This is a genomic window from Bradyrhizobium sp. HKCCYLRH3061 (assembly GCF_051168015.1).
GTDB lineage: Bacteria > Pseudomonadota > Alphaproteobacteria > Rhizobiales > Xanthobacteraceae > Bradyrhizobium.
Map to the genome: position 1 here is coordinate 283,158 of NZ_JBNPUE010000001.1, position 19,039 is coordinate 302,196.

Here is a 19,039-nt window from a genome sequence, read left to right on the forward strand (position 1 = left end):
GTCGAGTGCGTCGCCCCCTCGGTGCGCGGACCATGGCCCGCGCACCGCTCGCCTCACGCCATCAGTTGGTCGAGCCGCGCGTCTCCTTCAGGAACTCGTCGATCAGCGGCTGGCCGACGCGCCCCGCGACGTCCTTGTACACCGGCATCATCGCCTTGCGCATCGCCTCGTCCTGGGCCGGCGTCAGCTTGACCAGCTCGCTCTTGCCGGACTTGCGGATCTCCTCGAGCGCGTCGTCGTTCTCCTTCGCCGACTGGCTGTTGCCGTAGGCGGTCGCTTCCTTCATCGCCTTCTCGCAGGCGGCACGGATATCCGGCGGCAGGCCGTCCCAGAACTTCTTGTTCACGACCACGACGTAGCCGATGTAGCCATGATTGGTCAGCGTGATGTACTTCTGCACCTCGTGCATCTTCTGGGTATAGATGTTCGAGGGCGTATTCTCCTGGCCGTCGACGACGCCGGTCTGCAGCGCCTGGTAGACTTCCGAGAACGCCATTACCTGCGGGATCGCGCCGAGCGTGCGGAACTGCGCATCCAGCACCTTCGAGGACTGGATGCGGAACTTCAGGCCCTTGTAGTCGGCGGGATCGACGAGCTTCTTGTTGGCGCTCATCTGCTTGAAGCCGTTGTCCCAGTAGGCCAGCCCGATCATTCCCTTGGGCTCGAGCAGCTTCAGGAGCCTGGCGCCGAGCGGGCCGTCGGTCACCTTCCGCAGGGTGGCGAGGTCGGGCAGGATGTAGGGCAGATCGAACACCTCGAATTCCTTGATGCCGATCGGGCCGAACTTGGAATTCGACGGCGCCAGCATCTGCACCGCGCCGAGCTGCAGCGCCTCGAGCTCTTCCTTGTCCTTGTAGAGCTGCGAGTTCGGGTAGACTTCGACCTTGACCTTGCCGTCGGTGTACTTCTCGGCCAGCTCCTTGAACTTGTCGGCGGCGAGGCCCTTCGGGGTGTTCGAGGCCACCACATGGCTGAACTTGATCACGATCGGATTGTCGGCGGCCAGGGCCGGGCCGGCCAGCGCGAACACCGCGAGCGAGGCGGCGGTGGCGATCACATGGCGAAACTTGAAGTGCAAGGTGTCCTCCCGACGTTTCGGGGGACATTGCAATGATGCCCCCGCTTTGTATGCCAGGGACATTGTTAGCGGGTCGCCGGCCGGAATGCCATTGACCGTTAGCCGCAGAGCCGGGGATTCCCGTGCTGCAACGCACCATCCTCGCGTCGTCCGGGGCGGCGCGAAGCGCCGAACCTCAGATGCGCAATTTGCGCATCGGGGAACCTCGATATGGCCAGAGCAGGATGCAAACCAAGCTCCGGATTCCGGGTTCAGCCGCTCTCGCGGCTGCCCCGGAATGACGTTGTCGATCAGCCCGCTGCCGCCGTCGCGCCCTGCCCCTGCGCCACGTCGCGCTGGCGCTTCATGACCAGCTTGTTGAGCGCCCCCAGATAGGCCTTGGCCGAGGCCACCAGCGTATCCGGATCCGCCGCGCGCGCGGTCATCGAGCGGCCGTCCTGCGACAGCCGCACCGAGACCTCGGCCTGCGCGTCGGTGCCCTCGGTCACGGCATGGACCTGGTACAAGTCCAGCTTGGCCTCGTGCGGCACCAGCGACTTGATGCAGTTGAACACGGCATCGACCGGCCCGTTGCCTTCGCTCTCCTCGATCTTGGTCACGCCGTCGACGTCGAGCTTCATGGTGGCGCGCTGCGGACCGCGGGTGCCGGCGATGACCGACAGCGACAACAGCTTGATGCGGTCATGGGCGCTCACCATGCCCTCGTCGATCAGCGCCTCGATGTCCTCGTCGTAGATCTGCTTCTTGCGGTCGGCCAGCGCCTTGAAGCGGACGAAGGCGTCCTCGACCTGATTGCTCGACAGCTTGTGGCCCATCTCCTCCAGCTTGTGGACGAAGGCGTGGCGGCCGGAATGCTTGCCCATCACCAGCGAGGTCTGCTTCACGCCGACCGTCTCCGGCAGCATGATCTCGTAGGTCTGCGCGTTCTTCAGCATGCCGTCCTGATGGATGCCGCTCTCATGCGCGAACGCGTTGCGGCCGACGATGGCCTTGTTGTACTGCACCGGGAACGAGGTCGCGGCCGACACCACCTTCGAGGCGTGGGTCAGCTGCGTGGTGTCGATCTTGTTCCAGAACGGCAGCTTGTCGTTGCGCACGCGCATCGCCATCACGACCTCTTCCAGGGCCGCGTTGCCGGCGCGCTCGCCGATGCCGTTGATGGTGCATTCGATCTGGCGGGCGCCGGCGCGCACGCCGGCCATCGAGTTGGCGACCGCCATGCCCAGGTCGTTATGGCAGTGGACCGAGAACACCGCCTTGTCGGAGTTCGGCACGCTCTCGCGCACACGCTTGAACAGGTCGTAATACTCTTCCGGCACGGCGTAGCCGACGGTGTCCGGGATGTTGATGGTGGTGGCGCCGGCCTTGATCGCGGCCTCGACGCAGCGGCACAGGAAGTCGAACTCGGTGCGGGTGCCGTCCTCGGACGACCACTCGACGTCGTCGGTGTGATTGCGCGCGCGCGTCACCGAGGAGACCACCAGCTCGAACACCTGCTGCGGGTCCATCTGCAGCTTGTACTTCATGTGCACCGGCGAGGTGGACAGGAAGGTGTGGATGCGGCCGCGCTTGGCCGGGCGGATCGCCTCGGCGCAGCGGTCGATGTCCTTGGCGCCGGCGCGCGACAGGCCGCAGATCACCGCGTTCTTCGAGCGCTTCGCGATCTCGTTGACGGCCTCGAAGTCGCCGTCGGAGGCGATCGGGAAGCCGGCCTCGATGATGTCGACACCCATGTCGTCCAGCATCGCCGCGATGTTGAGCTTCTCCTCGAACGTCATGGTGGCGCCGGGGCACTGCTCGCCGTCGCGCAGGGTGGTGTCGAAAATGACGACGCGGTCCTTGTCGGACTGAACGGGATTGGACATTGGCTTTCCTCGAATTTTGTCGGGTGGTGCGCTTGTCGGTCAGGATCTCTGAACATTGGGCGCTGAAGGGTGTTTCGGTGTCGAAGCAGCCCCCTGAGTGCCCAGGCGCATCCCGCCCAGCCGGCCCTCAGGGGCAGCTAAGAAGCAGAAGCTCGAGCGCGCCGGTCAGGCCGCGAGCCGGCAGCGGGGCGAGCGCGATCGACCGGGCGTCAGCCCCGGCGATGGCCTCGATCTCTGCGCTGCGAATCAGCATTGCCAAACCCTTTGCGAAGACACGAAAATGGTGCGGCAAAACCATTGATGGAGTGTTGCCGAGGTGCCCTCGACGGTGCTTTTACCGGGAATGGGAGGGCGTCGCAACGCCGAATAAGGGTCAGAAGGGGTGACGTATTGGGGACCTCTGCCCACGCTGCTCCCCACATCAATGGTGTCATTCCGGGCAAGGCCGCCGACGCGCCAGCGTTGGTGGCCGCTGACCCGCGATCCATACGCCGCGGCGGATCTGGCTGGGCGGGATGGAGCGGCCATTGTGCCTCACAGGTCTCCCTGGGGTGATGGATCCCGGATCTGCGCGCGCGTGACCGCGCGCTTGTCGGGGATGACGGTGAGGGTGTGGTTGGCGGCGTCAACATCTGCATCAGCACGCAACTCATCATTCCCGCGACACCATCGTGCCCAGGCTGATCATCAGCATCGCCCCTCGCCAATCGAGGGTGCAGGGAAGGCCGGGCGTCTGCCGACACCCGCGGCCCCCGTGCGGAAAGAAGTGCACGGGGCAGGAACCACAGGATCGGCCAGGACATCCCGGCCTTCCCTGCGCAACGGCTTTACGGCTTACTTCGCGCTCTCCCTGGGGATCGGCGTTCTTGCCCCCATCGCCCGCGCGTGCCCATAAGCAACGACCGCGAACTTGACCTCAGCGACGAGAGGCCAGGACCACACGACTTCGCCGTCCGCAACGCGCCAGTCGTCCACCGGCGCCTCACGGCCATCGCTCCCCGCACTCCACGTATCGTGACGACGCGTACGCCCCTCTTCGATGAGGCGGGGTGATGTAGAGAAGCATGTTTTCTGAAAAAAGGAAAGAGACAATTTCGCCGAATACGAAGATTCGCGCATGTGCTAGGATCACATCATGAGCAACCGCCTCCTCCTCCATGGCGTCCCCGATACGCCCGCAATCTGGGGGCCGCTGATCGCGGCGCTCGGCGAGACCGTTGCCGTCCCCTGCCTGCCCGGCTTCTGCGGCGAAACCCCGGCCGGGTTCACCTGCATCAAGGACGCTTACGCCGACTGGCTGGTCGCGCTGATGGACGCACAGCATGCCGCGGTCGGGCCGCTCGACCTGGTCGGGCATGATTGGGGGGCGCTGCTGGTGCTGCGCGCGGCGTCGCTGCGGCCCGAGCTGGTGCGGAGCTGGGCTGTCGTCGGCGGCGTGCTCGATCCCGAGTATCGCGGCCATCGCATTGCCCGGATATGGAACACGCCCGTGCTCGGCGAGATCGTCATGGCGCTGTCGACGCCGCGGATGATGGCGCGGATGTTTCGCCAGAGCGGACTGCCGGCCGAGCTCGCCGCGGGTGAAGCCGCGGCCTGGCAGGCGCCGATGAAGCGCGCCATCCTCGCGCTGTATCGCTCGGCGAACGGGCTTTGCTTCCGCGGCGACTGGATCGAACGGCTGGCGCAGCTGCCGCGGCGCGGCCTCGTGATCTCAGGCACGCAAGACCCTTACGTGCCGCTCGACACACTCAGCCGCTTCGCACAGCGCCACGGCGCATCCCTTCACGTCGAGCAGGACGCCGGCCATTGGAGCCTCGTCGAGCGGCCGCAGAGCATCGCGGCGGCGCTGCGGGAGCATTGGATGGCATGAGCGCGAAACACTCCCGCGTGGCCGGCACCCGCGAGTTCGTCCTCACCGATATCCCTACAGTGTGCCCTATCGCCCCACGACAGCCGGCATCGAGATTCTGACCGTGATGCACTCGGCTCGGAGATGGCCTGACAGGTTCTGACCCTGTCACCGGCAATGCGCCGGTGCTGCCGCGAGCGATACGATCGTCACACAATCTTTGATGGATTGCGGTCTTCTGATACCCTATCATTGCCTCGTTCATCAGAGGACGTTCGGCATGGTGCGTCTCAGGATTGTCGTCTTGTTGGTCGCGGCGGTCTTGGTGGCCGGTCTCTTCACGAGAATCGCCTGGGCCGACGACGTCAGCCTGTCCCGCTTCCCCCACCCCGATTGGACGACCGCCACACCCGAGGACGAAGGCATGGACTCGGCGGCGCTGACAAAGCTCGTCGCCGCCGGCAAGACGATGAGGTTCGACAGCCTGCTGATCACACGCCACGGTCGCGTGGTGCTCGATGCGTCCTACGCGCCCTACGACGCCGACGAGCCGCACATCATCAATTCGTCGACCAAAGCGGTGGTCTCGACGTTGATCGCGATGCTGCTCAAGGACGGCGTGCTCGACAGCCTCGATCATCCGGTGCTCGATTTCTTCAAGGATCGCAAGATCGACAACGTCGATGCGCGCAAGCAGGCACTCACCGTGCAGCATCTGCTGAACATGACCTCCGGATTCGACTGGGACGAGGGCTACAACGGCGGCGCCGAGACGTCGCTGTACGAGATGGGACGAAGCCCCGACTGGGTGCAGTACATTCTCGACCGTCCGATGGCGCATGCGCCGGGCGAGACGTTCTACTACAACAGCGGCAACTCGCATCTGCTGTCCGCCATCGTCACCAAGCTCACCGGCAAGAGCGCGGAGGATTTTGCCAGGGAGCGACTGTTTGCGCCGCTCGGCATCACCGACATCGCCTGGTTCAAGGACTCCAAGGGGATTTCCAGCGGCGGCTTCGGACTGGCGCTGAAGCCGCGCGACATGGCGAAGATCGGCTACCTCTATCTGCGGCGCGGCCGCTGGGGCGAGCAGCAATTGCTGCCGCCGGACTGGATCGAGGCCGTCAACCACGCCACCGTCAGCATGAATGCGACGTTCGATCCGGGACTCTCCTACGCCGATCAGTTCTGGGCCCTGCCGGACAAACACGTGTTCATGGCGGTGGGCTATCACTGCCAGGTCATCATGGTGCTGCCGGACCCTGACATCGTGGCGGTGATGACCGCGCGCAATTTCTGTCCGTTCCGCAAGCTCGCGAACGAGATCCTGGCCGCAGTGAAATCGAACGAGGCCCTGCCTGCCGCCAATGAAGCCAAGGAGGCCCTGGTGGCCGCCATCGGCGAGGCCGCGACGGAGACGCGAGGCACGGTCGGCAGTGTCCCGGATATCGCAGCGACGATCTCGGGCAAAACCTATACATTTCCGCCCGGCCCGCTCGGCATCAACACGATCACCCTCAACCTCACCGGACCCGAGCCGCAAGTCACCTGGGACATCCCGTCGCGAGACCGCACGGGGGGAACAGTGCATCTGCAGAGTCCGATCGGCCTCGACGGCCTCTATCGCAAGACCGCGCCACCCCATCCCTGGCAGCCCTATGTGTACCGCGCCATGAAGGGCAACTGGGTCGATCCGACGACCTTCGCGATCGACGTGCAATTCATCGGCCAGGGCGAGGAGCGCAACTGGCGGCTCACCTTCGATGGCGACAAGGTGACGTTCAGAACCAAGGGCCGCTATGGCAAGGATCTGGCGATCGAGGGTCAGGCGGCGCCATGAGTCCCCGATCGGCTCCGCCAAACTCCTGATAGCAGCGGAGTCCAGATGCTTCGTGCTGACGGACTGCCAGACCGGGCCGGAAAATAGTTTGGAACAGTTCTAATAACCTTCCGCGTGCCGCAGGCCACGGATGCGATCTCCCGTCGTTTTCGCGAGCAGCTCATCTCGTGTATGTCTGCCTTCCTGCTGCGGTCCTGTGCCCGTGGCGGGGGATCGTTTTTCGATTGCGGTGGCATAATGTTGGGATTGCTGGAACGCCTGGGGCTGCGTTTCGAGGATGCCGTGGAGGAGCGGCGCTTCGTTGATCAATTCGTTCACGGCAATACCGCCTGGACGCAGATCGCGATGCTGCTCGGCGCCATGACCTTCGCCGGCTACACCCTGTGGGACTGGGTGCTCTATCCCGAGATCGTGCCGACGACGCTTGCGATCCGCGGCGGGACCGCCGTGCTGGTGCTGCTGCCGCTGACGGCGCTGCTGTCGACGCCGGCGCGCCGATGGGCGGAGCCGATCCATCTCGTCTATTGCGTGATCCCCGGCTGCGTGCTGCCAACGATCTACTGGGTGCTGCCGTCGGGCTTCACATACTCCGCGGCCGGCATGACCATCGTCATCCTGTTCGTCTCCACCATGCTGCCTCTGCGTACCGGCTCCTACGCGATCTTCTGCGCGACGAGCTGGAGCGCGCTGGCGGTCGCCGAGAGTCTCGCGACGGAGCCACTGCCGCCGGGCCTGCGCTTCATCGATCATTCGCTGGTCGGCAATGCCTGCCTGCTGTCGCTCTATGCGGTCGGGGCGCGGGAGTACCAGGCGCGCAAGCAGTTCCGCACCGCCGAGGCATTGCAGCGGGAGAAGGAGCGCTCCGAGGCCTCGCTGCGCGATCTGCACGCCACGCAGGCCCATCTGGTGCAGGCGGAGAAGCTCGCCTCGCTCGGCCAGCTCGTCGCCGGCGTCGGCCATGAGGTCAGCACGCCGCTTGGTCTGGCGCTGACCACGTCGACGGCGATGGACGGCGACGTCCAGGCGATCGCCCGCATGCTTGGCGGCGGCCCGGTGCGGCGCTCGGATCTGGCGAGGGGCGTCGCGCGGCTGCAGCAGGGGCTGCACCTGACGACGCAGAGCCTGCATCGTGCCTCCGAGATGGTCCACAGCTTCAAGCAGGTCGCCGTCGACCAGGCCAACGAGGCGCTGCAGACCTTCGAATTGCAGAGCTGGATGACCGATCACGTCGCCAAGCTCCGCCCGCTGCTGGTGCGCCAGGGACTGACGGTCGTGCTGTCCTGCCCGGAGGGCATCGTGCTCACCGGCTATCCCGGCGCACTCGGACAGGTCATCGGCATCCTCGCCTTCAATGCGGCGACGCATGCCTATCCCGGCGACATCAGCGGCGTCTTCACCGTGGAGGTCGCGCAGCCCAGCGATGAGTCGGTGCGCATCGTCTGCGCCGATCAGGGCGTCGGCATGCGCGACCAGGTGCGCGGCCGGGTGTTCGACCCGTTCTTCACCACGCGCCGCGAGAAGGGCAATGCCGGCCTCGGCCTGCACATCGCCTTCAACCTCGTGGCATCCACGCTCGGCGGCCGCATCGAGCTCGACAGCCAGCCGCAGCAGGGCACGCGCATCACGCTGGACATTCCGCTGATCGGGCCAGGCAGGCCGGCCGAGCTGGACCTCGCGGCGGCGCAATAGACGAGGCGGACGCGCGCATCGCGGCGATCGGGCAAGGAACCGTCGCACCGCTCTGCCGCCGTCACGAACGAGCGATCGTACGAGCAGATGAGGCTGGCGGGCGAACTCGCCGAAGGTACCGACGCCGTCGGGTGGGCAAGGCCGCGCTCGGCGCTCTAGGCCTTGGCCAGGCCGGCGCTGCGGGCGCGACGGATCGCGTTGGCGGCGATGACGATATGCAGCAGCAGCGACAGGCCGAATCCGAGGGCATGCTGCGCCGCTGTGGCCGGGATCGTCAGCACGGTGACGAGACCGAGCGGAATGAACAGCACGATGCCGGTGACGAGGCCCGGATTGTAACCGCGGAAGCGCAGCGCCGGGCCGATATGGCCGAGCGAGTTGACGAGCATCAGATAGGGCGCGACCAGCGCCCAGGCCGGGCCGGCGATCCAGGCGACGTAGAGCGCAATCAGGTCGATGCCCCAGACCGCGCCGCAATTCACCCAGAGCACGTCGATCGTGGTCAGCGCCTCGCGCCCCCCGAACATCACGGTGTTGACGAAGCTGCGGAAGCGGTCGCCGGTGTGCTCCTCGACCTGGTGGATCATGTAGCCCGGCGAATGCAGGAAGATCAGCAGCAGCGCGAGCGGCCAGTCGGCCGCCAGCAGCGGGACCAGCGCCAGCAGCGCTGCGGCCATGAACACGGCGCCGGCAACCCAGTGACGGGTGAGAAGCTCCAGCATCACCTAGTGATGCGCGAGTCGGCTGAACTTGCCAAGCCGGGTTGCCCCGGAGCGACGCCGCCTGCTCCGGGAGGCTGCGGCCTGATGTCCCATCGCAGCCTCCAAACCTTGCGGGGCGCGGCGCGACCTACTTCAGCAGCACCAGGCATTCGCCGGCCGGCGTGGCGTTGGCGCGGGCAGTGTCGCGATCGAACCTTCCGGCCATCACCAGCGGCCTGACACGCTCGACGATGACGTCCTTGACGACGCTGTCCGGGCCGATGGCCAACGCAGACGCGTCGTAGATCTGCTTCGCCACCGGCGACAGCTTGGCGGCACAGCTGTCGGCCGCGGCGCGGTTGCCGGCGAACGCGCTCTGCGACAGAAGACAGGGGGAGACGGCGATGAGGGCAACAAACGGCAGTACGAGGCGCAGCATGGCAATCGATCCTTCGTTCAAATGAGGTTCAGCCTGACGCTAGCAGGTTCGGCCGTGAACTCATCACTGCTCACTGTCCGCCCCGCATGCGAGCTCTGGCTTAGCTCGGACCGCCGGCAACGCCTACTCGATTTCCCACGCGCGCGACCCGAGATCGGATTGATGCAGCAAGCTCCTGAAACGCTTCGAAAAACCCCGGTGCAGAAGCGCACGCGGCAGACCCTCGACGTGATCTTCGAGGCAACCGCTCAACTTCTGCAGAGCGGCGGCGGCAAGGGCCTGAGCACGAACGCCATCGCCGAGCGCGCGGGCTTCTCGATCGGCACGCTCTACAGCTATTTCAGGGACAAGACCTCACTGTTGCGTGCGCTGGTGCTGCGCGAGTTCGCTCGCCAGGAGGCGGAGTTCGGGGAGGCGCTGGAGGCGCATCGCGGGCTTGGACGCGAGGCGATCGTGCGCGCGGCGGTGCGGCAGGGCTTCGCCCCGTTCGCCGGCCGTCACCGTGTGCGGCGCTATCTGCTCGGCCTGTTGGGCAATGACGCTGAGCTGCAGAAGGCGCTGCACGAGATGGTGGACCGCATGACCGAACGGCTGATCGAGACGGTGGGATTGCGGAGCGAGGCGATGCCGGCCGCGCGCCGCTTCATCCTGGTGCGCGCTGCGCTGGGCCCGATCCGGGCCGCCGTCATGCGCGAGCATCGCCTCGTCGGCACACGCGAGCTCGAGGACGAACTGGTGCGGCTGATGCTGTTCCTGCTGGAGCCGGATCCCGCCCAATCGTCATGAGGGCCGTCACGAGGGGCCGTCACGCTTCGCGGCCTCCAGCCGCTCAGCGAGCTTCTTCAAGGCCTCATCCGAGGCCGGCCGGCTCTGGAACTCGCGGATGGCGCGCGATAGCTCCTGATCCGACATCGGATGAGCCGGCTGCTTGATGCGGCCGTCGGCAAGGGCGGCTGCGATGGTCTCGATATGCGGCCCCGTGCCACCGAACAATCGGCGGAGCCGGGAGAGGAACGCGATGTGGGGCACAGCTGTTCTCCCGATGCGGCGACCGGCAACCTTCGACCGCATCTACTGAAGTCGACCTTAGTCGGTCACGCCGGCTCCGTCGTCTCATTTGATACGCAACAGCGCCCGGACGGTACGATTTTCATGGATGCGGACCGGATCGTCACCAACAAGCTCAGGGAGCACTCGAAACTGTCCGGTGAGGACATCGCCGAGGTCCGGAGTTTCAGCTTCGCTTTGCGCGAGCTCGCCGATCAGGAGGACCTCATCCGCCAGGGGGACGAGCCGGACCGTTCCGTCGTCGTGATCTCCGGATGGGTGGCGCGCTATCACCTGCTGTCCGGCGGCCAGCGGCAGTATCTCTCCTTTCACATGCCGGGTGACTGGCCCGACGCCCAGGCGATCTTCCTCGACCGCATGGATCACGCCGTCTGCGCGATCGGGCCGGCGGTGGTGGCGAGCGTTGCGCACAAGGAGCTGACCCGCGCGATCAGCCGGCGGCCGACGCTCGGCTTTGCGATCTGGCGCGAGACGCTGATCGATGCGTCGATCTTCCGCGAGGCCATCACCAACAACAGCGCGCGGAGCAAGCCGGCGCGCATGGCGCACATGTTCTGCGAGCTGTTCTATCGCGCCCGCGCGCTCGGCCATGTCCGGAACGATCAGTTGCAGCTGCCGGTCAGCCTGGTGCAGCTCGGCGAGGCACTGGGCATGGCGATCGCGACGGTCAACCGCACGCTGGTCGAGCTGCGCGCCAGCCGCGCTGTCGATTTCCGCAGCGGCATGCTGACGGTGCACGACTGGGCGCGGCTATGCGCGATCGGCGAGTTCGATCCCGGCTATCTGCACCTGAAGAAGCAGCCGCGCTGAGGCACAGGTCTCAGCGCGGCCAGGGGCCTCGGGACGTCCGCCTTTGGCGGCGGCGCGCGTCAGCTCAGGCGAGCTTGGTGACGAGCGTGACCGCGTAGGCGTACGGCCCGTTCGGGCTCTTCTCGGCGATCCAGGCGCAGTACCAGTCGGAGCCGTAGCGCAGGCCCGTGTCCCATCCCGAGCCGCCGCCGTGCTCGTTGTCCCACGACCAGGCCTTGCGGTCCTTCTTCGGATCGGAAGGGAAGCCGCTGCCGCTGTAGACGGAGATCTGCCCCTGCTGCGCGCGGAACGGCGCGTTCGTGCTCCATTTGAGCCACAGATTGCCCTGCTCCTCGTAGGAGGTGAGCGACCATTGGAAGGACGCCGAGGCGGTCTGCGGGTTGGTGCTGGTGGTTGAGGTCTGCTCAATGACTGCCATGATGGTCTCCGTTCAAAATGAGATGAAAAATCTTCACGATACTGGCTGCCAAAAAGACAACCATTGCTTGCATATCCGATAAGACTCGCCTCAGCAACAAGACGCATCGCACAACGGCGTGATCCCGCGGCGGCGTCGCGTTCAGCAGCGGCCGCAGGCCGCTGTGCTCAGATGCAGAGACCGATGACCTTGATGCTGAGGTGGCAGTCCTTGGCGGAGGACGTCGGCGGCTTGGCGCCCCAGCGCGTCGCCGGCCTGGCATCGCCCTTCCCGGATCGTGTCGCCGTCTGCGCGACCACGGCCTTGCCCTTGTTCTTCGGAGCGCCCTTCGGCTTGTCGGCGTCGTAGTCGCCCGCGATCACCATCGCCCAATAGGTGCGCTTGCCGCTCGCATTCCTTGCGCTGGCGATGCCGACCTTGGTCGCCTTGGGCAGCAGCAGATTCTTGCGGTGGCCCGCCGAGTTGATCCACTGCCCCAGCGTCTTGTCGAAACTATCATAGCCGTAGGCGATGTTCTCGGCGGCGCGGCCGGCCTTCGACGGCGCGACACGGCGGGTGAAGGGAGCGAGCACCTCGTGGCTGAGATCGTCCTTGTCGGCCATCGCGCGCGCCTGCTCCATCGCGATGCGGTCGAGCGTGGCGTCGCGCGTCACGCGGCCTTCGCCGTGGGCGAGCCGGAACGCCGAGATCTGATCGGCCGGCGCGGCGTCACCGGCCCGCGCCGCGGCCGCTGCGGCCGTGGCGAGCAACGCCGCGATCAGGAGAGTGCGGAAGCGGCGCAGCATGAGACGAAGCATAGGCATGCTAGTCCACCCTCTCGATCGGGTAGACGTCGATCGCCGGCTCCTCATAGGGATGCGCGGCGCGGATCGCCTGGATCACGGACCTCAGCCGGTCCGCGGCGCACACGGTCTCGATGCGCTCCTCCTCGACCGTCTCGAGCCGGCCGACCGCGCCGATGGCCGGGTCGGCGCCGGCGAGCGGGCGAAACCGGCCGGTGCCCTTCGAGGTAAACGAACAGTAGTCATAGTTGCCGATGCGGCCGGCCCCGGCCTCGCCCATCGCGTGGCGCACGGCGTCACCCGCGGCTTCCGGGACATGGACGACGATCTTGTAGGTCTTCATGCGGGCCTGGATCCGGACGTCGATCACACGGCCGTTACCATCGCGTCGCCGCTGGCGCAATTTTCCGCGGCTCACGGGCGGTCACAATCGCGCCAACGGCCAGCGCCGGTGACCAGCCATTCCGAAACACGCCTTGTGCGACGCAGCAAACCCGATACTTATGGGTCACCTCTCCCGCATTCCCAACACCTTGGAAGGCCCGCGCCTTGGCTGATACCAGTGCCGACACCATCGAGATCGTCCGCCATCGGCCGATGGGCTTCACCGAATTCGTCATCGTGGTCGCGGCGATCATGGCGCTCAATCCGCTGGCGATGGACATGATGCTGCCGGCGCTGCCGAACATCGGCGCCTCGTTCCATATCGACGTCGCCAACCGGCTGCAGACGGTGCTGACGGCGTTCGTCATCGGCTTCGGCCTCGGCCAGTTCGTGATCGGCCCGCTGTCCGACAGCTTCGGCCGGCGCCCGGTGCTGATCGGCGGCATGGTGCTGTATGCGGTCGCCAGCCTGCTCGCGATCGCCGCGCCGTCCTTCGAGATGCTGCTGCTGGCGCGCGCGCTGGAAGGCCTCGGCACCGCGGCGACGCGGGTGATCGCGACCTCGATCGTGCGCGACTGCTATGCCGGCCGCCGCATGGCGAGCGTGGTCTCACTGGCGATGATGGTGTTCATCGCCATTCCCGTGATCGCGCCGTCGTTCGGCCAGGCGGTGATGCTGCTGACGCAGTGGCGCGGCATCTTCGTGGTGCTGACCTTGTACGGCATCGTCACGCTGCTGTGGACCGCGATGCGGCTGCCGGAGACGCTGCCCGAAAGCGAGCGCAAGCCGTTCTCGGTCGCCGAAATCGGCGCGGCGTTCCGCACCACCCTCACCAACCGCCAGACGCTGGGCTATGCGCTCGCCGCGAGCGGCATCTTCGGTGCCGTGCTCGGCTATGTGCTGTCGTCGCAGCAATTGTTCACCGGGGTCTATCATCTCGGCCACTACTTCCCGCTCGCCTTCGCGGCGATCGCGGTGACCATTGCGGTCGCCGGCTTCCTCAACGCCCGCCTCGTCGGACGGCTCGGCATGCGCATGATCTCGCACGGCGCGCTGGTCGGCAGCGTCGTCATCGCGCTGGCCTGTTTCAGCGCGGCGGTTCTCGGCATGCTGCCGCTGTGGCTGTTCATGCTGCTGTCGGCGGGCATGATGTTCTCGTTCGGCCTGATGTTCGCGAACTTCACCGCGCTGGCGATGGAGCCGCAACGGGCGAATGCCGGCACCGCCTCCTCGCTCTACGGCTCGATCACGACCCTGCTCGGCATGGCCGCCGGCGCCGTCGTCGGCCAGGCCTTCGACGGCAGCGCGCTGCCGTTCGCCGCGGGCTTCCTGGCCTGCACGTCGAGCGCGCTGGTCATCGTCCTGATCACCGAGAAGGGCCGGCTGTTCCACGGCCATGGCAAGCCGGTCTAGATCTGAGGCACTTGATCGAGACCCGAGCGCCAACCGCGATCTCCTCTCACCTCCGCTCCGTCGGAAGAGGTCGGCGCGTCGCGCCGACCGAGGGGCCCAGTCCCTCGGCACGGAGGCATCCGTCCTTCGCGCAGGCCGCGCGCGTGGTCGCCAACGTCGGCGATGACATGAGCTACGGCATCAAGGCCGGTGCGCCGCGTGACGCCAGAAGCACGGTGACCTTCGTCGCCTGTCCGTTCCAGGCCGACCATCCGGCGCAGCGCGAGGCGCAGCCGCCGTCCTGCCGAATATCGATCGACAATATCGCGCGCGAGCTGGTGCCGCAGATCCGTGCCGCGCTCGGCGTACGCGCCTATATCGACGTGCTCTATCGCGAATATCTTGGCAGCGATCTGACCAGGCCGGCCTGTGGCCGCGTCCATTTCGAATTGCGCAATGTGCCGATCACCGGGACGACGCTGACGGCATGGTCGTGGATCTCGAAAGACTACACATATCAGCAGTTTCCGAGCCTGTTGCCTTGATCATAAAAACGAGATGGCTCGAAAGAAATAGCCTGCGATGCATCCATAAGCGACAACGAACAGAACGGCTTTCAACAGGAACAGGACGTTCATGGGAAGGTCGAGCAGCGGCGTGTGACCGATATCCTTATCCTCTTTGGTGCCTAAGATTTCCTGCTTCCGATAGTACAAGAACCAGATGATCGCTCCCAGGAAATACTGCAGCAGATCAGCCAGTAGACCGGACGCAATAAGAAGGAGCGGCAGCAGAAGCTCGCTCGGAATAGCGGATTGTCCGGCGACCTCCTTTTTGAAGGTCCAAATGATTACAACGCCCGTCAGACCCAGGTGACGACAGATGTCGCTCACCTTGGCGGTATACATCGTGAACGCGTCGCGGTAGCCCTGAAGCTTCATCGCATGTTCGAGGAACGGCTGAAAAGCCTCGCCAGACTAATAAGCTTCGCCTCCTTCGGAGGGGCACTGGGTGCTGCAGCGCCAGTTGAGCTTGTCTTGGCCCTGAGGAATTCTTTCCACCACAATTCCGCGGGGAGCTCGTGTTCCGCCGTTGGCTCTTCCGCTGGGGGCGTCGGTGTGTCGGACTTAGGTTCGTCGGCCATTACACAACCTCCAATTGCAATAGAAAATATGGCAGCGTTGCAGAGAAAGTTCAACTGAGATGGGATGCAACGAGCGGGCGAAGTTTCTCCCCCCCGATCAGCTGGCAGTCGCGCAACCGCTGGACCTTGCGTGTCATGTCCAGCGCGAGCTGTTCGGCCGCGCGCTGCCAGAGGTGGGCGCGCCCGATGGCTTCTCGCAACGCTGGATGCTGGATGAGTTTGCCGGCTATCCGGAGCGCGCGAGGTCGCGCAGGCGCGCTCGCCCAACGGGAGAGCGGACATCCGCCGCCGCACCGATCCCGCCAGTTCTCAGATGCAGGGGCCCTGCCCGCGCTGCGGGCACAGCTTGAGCACGCTCGACAGCGTCAGAAGCAGGCGCGCGCTGCGCGTCGTGTTGTCGGGGGCACGGTAGCTGAGCGGCGCGGCGACGCCGAGGTCGGCGCGCCAGTCGTTCGGGAAGGTGAAGCGGATCCCGGCTCCCGCCGAGGTCAGCGCCACGCCGTCCGACGGCCGGAAGCCGTCGTTCCAGGCGAGCCCGGCATCGAAGAAGCCGTAGAGCTGGTAGCTCGTGAGATATTGCCAGTTCGGCTTCTGCTCGAAGCGGACCTCGAACGTGCCGGCGACGCCGTTGTCGCCGCTGATCTCGGCGCTGCCATAGCCGCGGCCATAGGCGAGGCCGCCGAGATAGAACTGCTGCGAATTGTACAGCGGACCCGAAGCGAGCTGGCCGGCGGCCGCGAGCTTCAGCGACCACGCCTCGGACAATGTCTGATAGCGCGCGAACCAGCCGCTGAAGACCGAGAAGCTCGGCGAGGCGCCCGCGCGCGACGCAAGGGGATCGTCGAGCGGCGTCGCCCCGAACGCGTTCAGGCCCTGCCGGTACGCCGCCGTCAGGTAGCTGTCGCCGCCGAGATCATCCTTCCAGCGGTAGTCGGCGGTGAAGGTCAGCGTCCGCACGCGATCGCGATACCAGATGCCGAACAGGTCGCGCTCGGTCACGTCGCTGAAGGCCGCCGCGAGATTGAGCTTCAGCGAGGCGCGCTGCGACTGGATCGGCACGAGGCCGCCGCGCAGCTCGAGCGTCTCGGTCACCGTGTTGTCGTTGAACAGCCGTCTCCGGTCGCCCGGCCGCACCTCGCTGTACAGCGCGGAGGCGCCGACATAGGCGCCGTCGGTGCCGACCGGCACCTCATAGGACAGCCGTCCGAAGGCGAGCTGGCGCGGATCTCCCGGCGTCGTCGACAGGTTGGCGGTGAGCGTGTCGCCCGGCAGCAGATAGGAGTTGAAGGCGGCCGTGGCGTAGTTCTGCCAGGGACCGACGGTCGACGAGCCGAGATTGTCGACGCCGGCGAAGCCGTAGACGTGCCAGGTCTGCAGCTCAATCACCAGGCGGAACCGGCCGGTGGTGCCGCCGATCTCCTCCAGCGCGGAATCGACCAGACGGACGCCGCCGCGGCCGTTGATCAGCAGCAACTGCCGCTCCAGCGTCTCCAGCCGTGACGGCTGCTCGGCCAGCACGGGGGCGAGCATCGGCCGGATGCCGAACTCTTCCGCGCCGGCACCCTTCAAGGTCACCTCGGTGATGCTGCCTTCGAGGATCTGGATCCGCACCCGGCCATCGCGGATGTCCTGCGGCGGTACGATCGCACGGCTGAGATGATAGCCGGCGGCGCGGTACTGATCGCTGATCGCGGTCGTGATCGCGGCGAGGTCGGCCTGCGACACCGGCTTGCCGAGATAGGGCTGATAGCTCGCGGCGAGCTGCTCGGCGGGCAGCGCGGAGGCCCCCGTCAGCGTGACGCCGCGCATGGTGAACAAGGGCTTGCGATCGCCGCCGCCCTGGGGCGCGAATTGCGGCGTACGCGGCCGCGGCGGCGGCTGCGTCGACCGCGACTGCTGCTCGTCGAAATAGCGCTCGGTCTGCCGCGGATCGAAGCCCGGCTGGCTGACCTGCTGCGCATTGGCCGTCGCTGCAAACAGCGATGCGGACAGGGAAATGCCGGCGGCGATCACGGCTCCATGCAGCCGTCGCGAGCCGTGCGGTCCGGCCGCGCCGTCGCGCCAACCCGCAGTCCTCCCAGTTCCGTCGACACAACCAGCGCGCATGCCTCGTTTCTAGTTTGTTAAGGTCAACGAAGCGTAAATGCGGGAGGCAAACACGGCTGCAACTCCTAAGGGTCTCTTGAAACATTTCGATTAGTTTCAAAAGCCGCCAACGATGCGAGTTCGTGCCATGTCATCCAAGCGCTTCCTGATCCCGGGACTGATCGCCGCGTTCCTTTTCGGTGCAATGCCGGCCGCGTTCGCGGCCGACGGTGAGCCGTGGCTCGTGAGCAAATCGTCCGGTGAGGTCTGGGTCACCACCCAGGGCGCAGCGCAGGTGTCGCTCGGTCGCGAGGACCCGCTCAAGCCAGGCGATACGATCCGGACCGGGCCGACCGGCCGCGTCCGCCTGACCCGCGGCGCCGAGACGATCGTGATCGCGCCGAACTCCGAGGTCGGCCTGCCCACCGCGGCCAGGGACGGCATGGCGACCACCATCCTGCAGCGCGCCGGCTCGATCCTGCTCGACGTCGAGAAGCGCAACGTCCAGCATTTCGAGGTCGAGACGCCCTATCTCGCCGCCGTCGTCAAGGGCACGCAGTTCAGCGTCACGATCTCCGGCCGCAGCACCAAGGTCGAGGTCAGCCGCGGCCAGGTGCAGGTGTCGGACTTCAAGACCGGCCAGATCGCCCAGGTGATGCCGGGCCAGGCCGCCACCGCCTTTGCGAGCGGCCGCTCCGGCCTCAGCCTGTCCGGCGCCGGCACCTTCAGCCCGATCGAGCAGGGCCCGCCGCGCGCCTCCACCATCGATCGCGTTCCGGTGCCGCGCGACGGCCTGCAGGCGCCCCGCGAGGCCAAGGGCAGCGTGATCCACGCGCTGAACGTCAACGGCCCGCCCGCGCGTCCGGGCACAACGGTCGCCGCGCAGCAGCATTCTGCGACCGGATTCGGCGGCGCCAAGCCCGGCGTGGTGCGGATCTCGTCGTCGATCGGCGAGGTCAATTTGAACATCCAGAAGGCGACGCGCGGCCTCGCCCATGGCGCCCACACGCCGGCCGCAGGAGCAGGACGAAGCACCGCCTGGAATGACGCGCGCGGCAATAGCGGCAATTCGACGAGCAACTCGGCGACCGCGAACGGCTCGTCGGGAGATTCCTCGATCGCAGCTGCCGTCACCGCGGCGGTCGGCTCGCCAAGCGGATCCGCCAGCGCCAATGCAGCCGGCAATGGCGACGCCGGCAACGGCAATGCCAATGGTGGCAGCCGCGGCAGCAACAATGGCGGTAACGGCAACAACGGCCAGGGCAACGATAGCCAAGGCAACAACGGCAATGGCAACGGTAACAGCGGTAACGGAAATAGCGGCAACGGCAACAGCGGCAACCATGGCAACGGCAACCACGGCAATGCCTACGCCTACGGTCACAGCAAGAACTAGGGAGTCCCGCTCGAGCGTCCACGCCTGCGTCATGCGCCGTCATGGGGGAGCGCGGGCTCGCAGGGTTCCATGGCTCTGCGGTCGGAGCGGGATGAGGTC

At 66.3% G+C, this 19,039-nt stretch carries 19 protein-coding genes; 8 read left to right on the forward strand and 11 right to left on the reverse strand.

The features are described 5' to 3' along the window. Positions 1–61: 61 nt before the first annotated feature. The 3 genes from ACQR2C_RS01430 to ACQR2C_RS01440 all read right to left on the reverse strand — a co-directional run bounded on the left by ACQR2C_RS01430 (position 62) and on the right by ACQR2C_RS01440 (position 3,196). Positions 62–1,078, reverse strand: a complete 1,017-nt coding sequence (locus ACQR2C_RS01430; RefSeq protein WP_316179869.1) for a TRAP transporter substrate-binding protein — start codon at positions 1,076–1,078, stop codon at positions 62–64. A 290-nt stretch (positions 1,079–1,368) separates the two neighbouring features. Then, positions 1,369–2,943 carry a 2-isopropylmalate synthase gene (locus tag ACQR2C_RS01435; protein ID WP_316179867.1) on the reverse strand — a complete coding sequence of 525 codons (1,575 nt, stop codon included), beginning with the start codon at positions 2,941–2,943 and terminating at the stop codon, positions 1,369–1,371. Positions 2,944–3,070: 127 nt separating this feature from the next. Then, on the reverse strand, positions 3,071–3,196 hold the full coding sequence (locus tag ACQR2C_RS01440) for a hypothetical protein (protein WP_315803769.1): 126 nt from the start codon (positions 3,194–3,196) through the stop codon (positions 3,071–3,073). An 882-nt stretch (positions 3,197–4,078) separates the two neighbouring features. On the opposite strand from ACQR2C_RS01440, the gene ACQR2C_RS01445 reads away from it, so the two are divergent. The 3 genes from ACQR2C_RS01445 to ACQR2C_RS01455 all read left to right on the forward strand — a co-directional run bounded on the left by ACQR2C_RS01445 (position 4,079) and on the right by ACQR2C_RS01455 (position 8,321). Continuing rightward, positions 4,079–4,813, forward strand: coding sequence for an alpha/beta fold hydrolase (locus ACQR2C_RS01445; RefSeq protein WP_434880255.1), 735 nt, complete (start codon positions 4,079–4,081; stop codon positions 4,811–4,813). A 259-nt stretch (positions 4,814–5,072) separates the two neighbouring features. Next, positions 5,073–6,632, forward strand: a complete 1,560-nt coding sequence (locus ACQR2C_RS01450; protein WP_434880256.1) for a serine hydrolase domain-containing protein — start codon at positions 5,073–5,075, stop codon at positions 6,630–6,632. Between the two features lie 237 nt (positions 6,633–6,869). Next, the gene (locus ACQR2C_RS01455) at positions 6,870–8,321 is read left to right on the forward strand and encodes a sensor histidine kinase (RefSeq protein ID WP_434880257.1); all 1,452 of its coding nucleotides are present in this window, start codon (positions 6,870–6,872) and stop codon (positions 8,319–8,321) included. Between the two features lie 155 nt (positions 8,322–8,476). Here ACQR2C_RS01455 and ACQR2C_RS01460 read toward each other — a convergent pair whose 3' ends face one another. Next, on the reverse strand, positions 8,477–9,043 hold the full coding sequence (locus ACQR2C_RS01460; RefSeq protein ID WP_434880258.1) for an HXXEE domain-containing protein: 567 nt from the start codon (positions 9,041–9,043) through the stop codon (positions 8,477–8,479). 127 nt (positions 9,044–9,170) lie between these two features. After that, on the reverse strand, positions 9,171–9,461 hold the full coding sequence (locus ACQR2C_RS01465; RefSeq protein WP_434880259.1) for a hypothetical protein: 291 nt from the start codon (positions 9,459–9,461) through the stop codon (positions 9,171–9,173). A gap of 21 nt (positions 9,462–9,482) precedes the next feature. Here ACQR2C_RS01465 and ACQR2C_RS01470 point away from each other — a divergent pair, with 21 nt between their 5' ends. Continuing rightward, entirely contained in the window at positions 9,483–10,247 is a 765-nt protein-coding gene (locus ACQR2C_RS01470) for a TetR/AcrR family transcriptional regulator (RefSeq protein WP_434880260.1), read from the forward strand. A 6-nt stretch (positions 10,248–10,253) separates the two neighbouring features. On the opposite strand, the gene ACQR2C_RS01475 is transcribed toward ACQR2C_RS01470, so the two are convergent. Then, a complete protein-coding gene (locus ACQR2C_RS01475; protein WP_434880261.1) occupies positions 10,254–10,490 on the reverse strand; it encodes a hypothetical protein in 237 nt (78 codons plus the stop codon). Positions 10,491–10,613: 123 nt separating this feature from the next. On the opposite strand from ACQR2C_RS01475, the gene ACQR2C_RS01480 reads away from it, so the two are divergent. Continuing rightward, positions 10,614–11,339: a Crp/Fnr family transcriptional regulator gene (locus ACQR2C_RS01480; protein WP_434880262.1), complete on the forward strand. Its 726-nt coding sequence runs from the start codon at positions 10,614–10,616 to the stop codon at positions 11,337–11,339. Positions 11,340–11,403: 64 nt separating this feature from the next. Here ACQR2C_RS01480 and ACQR2C_RS01485 read toward each other — a convergent pair whose 3' ends face one another. From ACQR2C_RS01485 to ACQR2C_RS01495, 3 genes are all read right to left on the reverse strand, one after another. Continuing rightward, positions 11,404–11,757, reverse strand: a complete 354-nt coding sequence (locus ACQR2C_RS01485) for a hypothetical protein (RefSeq protein ID WP_434880263.1) — start codon at positions 11,755–11,757, stop codon at positions 11,404–11,406. A 167-nt stretch (positions 11,758–11,924) separates the two neighbouring features. Next, on the reverse strand, positions 11,925–12,560 hold the full coding sequence (locus ACQR2C_RS01490) for a CAP domain-containing protein (protein ID WP_434880264.1): 636 nt from the start codon (positions 12,558–12,560) through the stop codon (positions 11,925–11,927). Between the two features lies 1 nt (position 12,561). Then, positions 12,562–12,882, reverse strand: a complete 321-nt coding sequence (locus ACQR2C_RS01495) for a hypothetical protein (protein WP_434880265.1) — start codon at positions 12,880–12,882, stop codon at positions 12,562–12,564. Between the two features lie 206 nt (positions 12,883–13,088). Here ACQR2C_RS01495 and ACQR2C_RS01500 point away from each other — a divergent pair, with 206 nt between their 5' ends. Both ACQR2C_RS01500 and ACQR2C_RS01505 read left to right on the forward strand, forming a co-directional pair. After that, positions 13,089–14,336, forward strand: coding sequence for a multidrug effflux MFS transporter (locus ACQR2C_RS01500; RefSeq protein ID WP_434880266.1), 1,248 nt, complete (start codon positions 13,089–13,091; stop codon positions 14,334–14,336). An 11-nt stretch (positions 14,337–14,347) separates the two neighbouring features. After that, the gene (locus ACQR2C_RS01505; RefSeq protein WP_316217039.1) at positions 14,348–14,860 is read left to right on the forward strand and encodes a DUF1833 family protein; all 513 of its coding nucleotides are present in this window, start codon (positions 14,348–14,350) and stop codon (positions 14,858–14,860) included. Here the strand turns inward: ACQR2C_RS01505 and ACQR2C_RS01510 are convergent, their stop codons facing one another. Together ACQR2C_RS01510 and ACQR2C_RS01515 are read right to left on the reverse strand one after the other, a co-directional pair. Then, positions 14,861–15,256, reverse strand: coding sequence for a hypothetical protein (locus tag ACQR2C_RS01510; protein ID WP_316217040.1), 396 nt, complete (start codon positions 15,254–15,256; stop codon positions 14,861–14,863). Between the two features lie 512 nt (positions 15,257–15,768). After that, complete coding sequence (locus tag ACQR2C_RS01515) at positions 15,769–17,565, reverse strand: ShlB/FhaC/HecB family hemolysin secretion/activation protein (RefSeq protein WP_434880267.1); 1,797 nt, start codon at positions 17,563–17,565, stop codon at positions 15,769–15,771. 127 nt (positions 17,566–17,692) lie between these two features. Between ACQR2C_RS01515 and ACQR2C_RS01520 the strand changes: the two genes are divergently transcribed. Then, positions 17,693–18,940, forward strand: a complete 1,248-nt coding sequence (locus ACQR2C_RS01520) for a FecR family protein (protein WP_434880268.1) — start codon at positions 17,693–17,695, stop codon at positions 18,938–18,940. Positions 18,941–19,039: the final 99 nt, after the last annotated feature.

Bases quoted from the DNA above. Each gene is read 5' to 3' on its own strand.
- ACQR2C_RS01515 (WP_434880267.1), bottom strand. From the start codon at position 17,565: ATGCGCGCTGGTTGTGTCGACGGAACTGGGAGGACTGCGGGTTGGCGC.
- ACQR2C_RS01460 (WP_434880258.1), bottom strand. From the start codon at position 9,043: ATGCTGGAGCTTCTCACCCGTCACTGGGTTGCCGGCGCCGTGTTCATG.
- ACQR2C_RS01445 (WP_434880255.1), top strand. From the start codon at position 4,079: ATGAGCAACCGCCTCCTCCTCCATGGCGTCCCCGATACGCCCGCAATC.
- ACQR2C_RS01450 (WP_434880256.1), top strand. From the start codon at position 5,073: ATGGTGCGTCTCAGGATTGTCGTCTTGTTGGTCGCGGCGGTCTTGGTG.
- ACQR2C_RS01495 (WP_434880265.1), bottom strand. From the start codon at position 12,882: ATGAAGACCTACAAGATCGTCGTCCATGTCCCGGAAGCCGCGGGTGAC.
- ACQR2C_RS01490 (WP_434880264.1), bottom strand. From the start codon at position 12,560: ATGCCTATGCTTCGTCTCATGCTGCGCCGCTTCCGCACTCTCCTGATC.
- ACQR2C_RS01455 (WP_434880257.1), top strand. From the start codon at position 6,870: ATGTTGGGATTGCTGGAACGCCTGGGGCTGCGTTTCGAGGATGCCGTG.
- ACQR2C_RS01465 (WP_434880259.1), bottom strand. From the start codon at position 9,461: ATGCTGCGCCTCGTACTGCCGTTTGTTGCCCTCATCGCCGTCTCCCCC.
- ACQR2C_RS01470 (WP_434880260.1), top strand. From the start codon at position 9,483: ATGAGGTTCAGCCTGACGCTAGCAGGTTCGGCCGTGAACTCATCACTG.
- ACQR2C_RS01440 (WP_315803769.1), bottom strand. From the start codon at position 3,196: ATGCTGATTCGCAGCGCAGAGATCGAGGCCATCGCCGGGGCTGACGCC.
- ACQR2C_RS01435 (WP_316179867.1), bottom strand. From the start codon at position 2,943: ATGTCCAATCCCGTTCAGTCCGACAAGGACCGCGTCGTCATTTTCGAC.
- ACQR2C_RS01485 (WP_434880263.1), bottom strand. From the start codon at position 11,757: ATGGCAGTCATTGAGCAGACCTCAACCACCAGCACCAACCCGCAGACC.
- ACQR2C_RS01510 (WP_316217040.1), bottom strand. From the start codon at position 15,256: ATGAAGCTTCAGGGCTACCGCGACGCGTTCACGATGTATACCGCCAAG.
- ACQR2C_RS01480 (WP_434880262.1), top strand. From the start codon at position 10,614: ATGGATGCGGACCGGATCGTCACCAACAAGCTCAGGGAGCACTCGAAA.
- ACQR2C_RS01520 (WP_434880268.1), top strand. From the start codon at position 17,693: ATGTCATCCAAGCGCTTCCTGATCCCGGGACTGATCGCCGCGTTCCTT.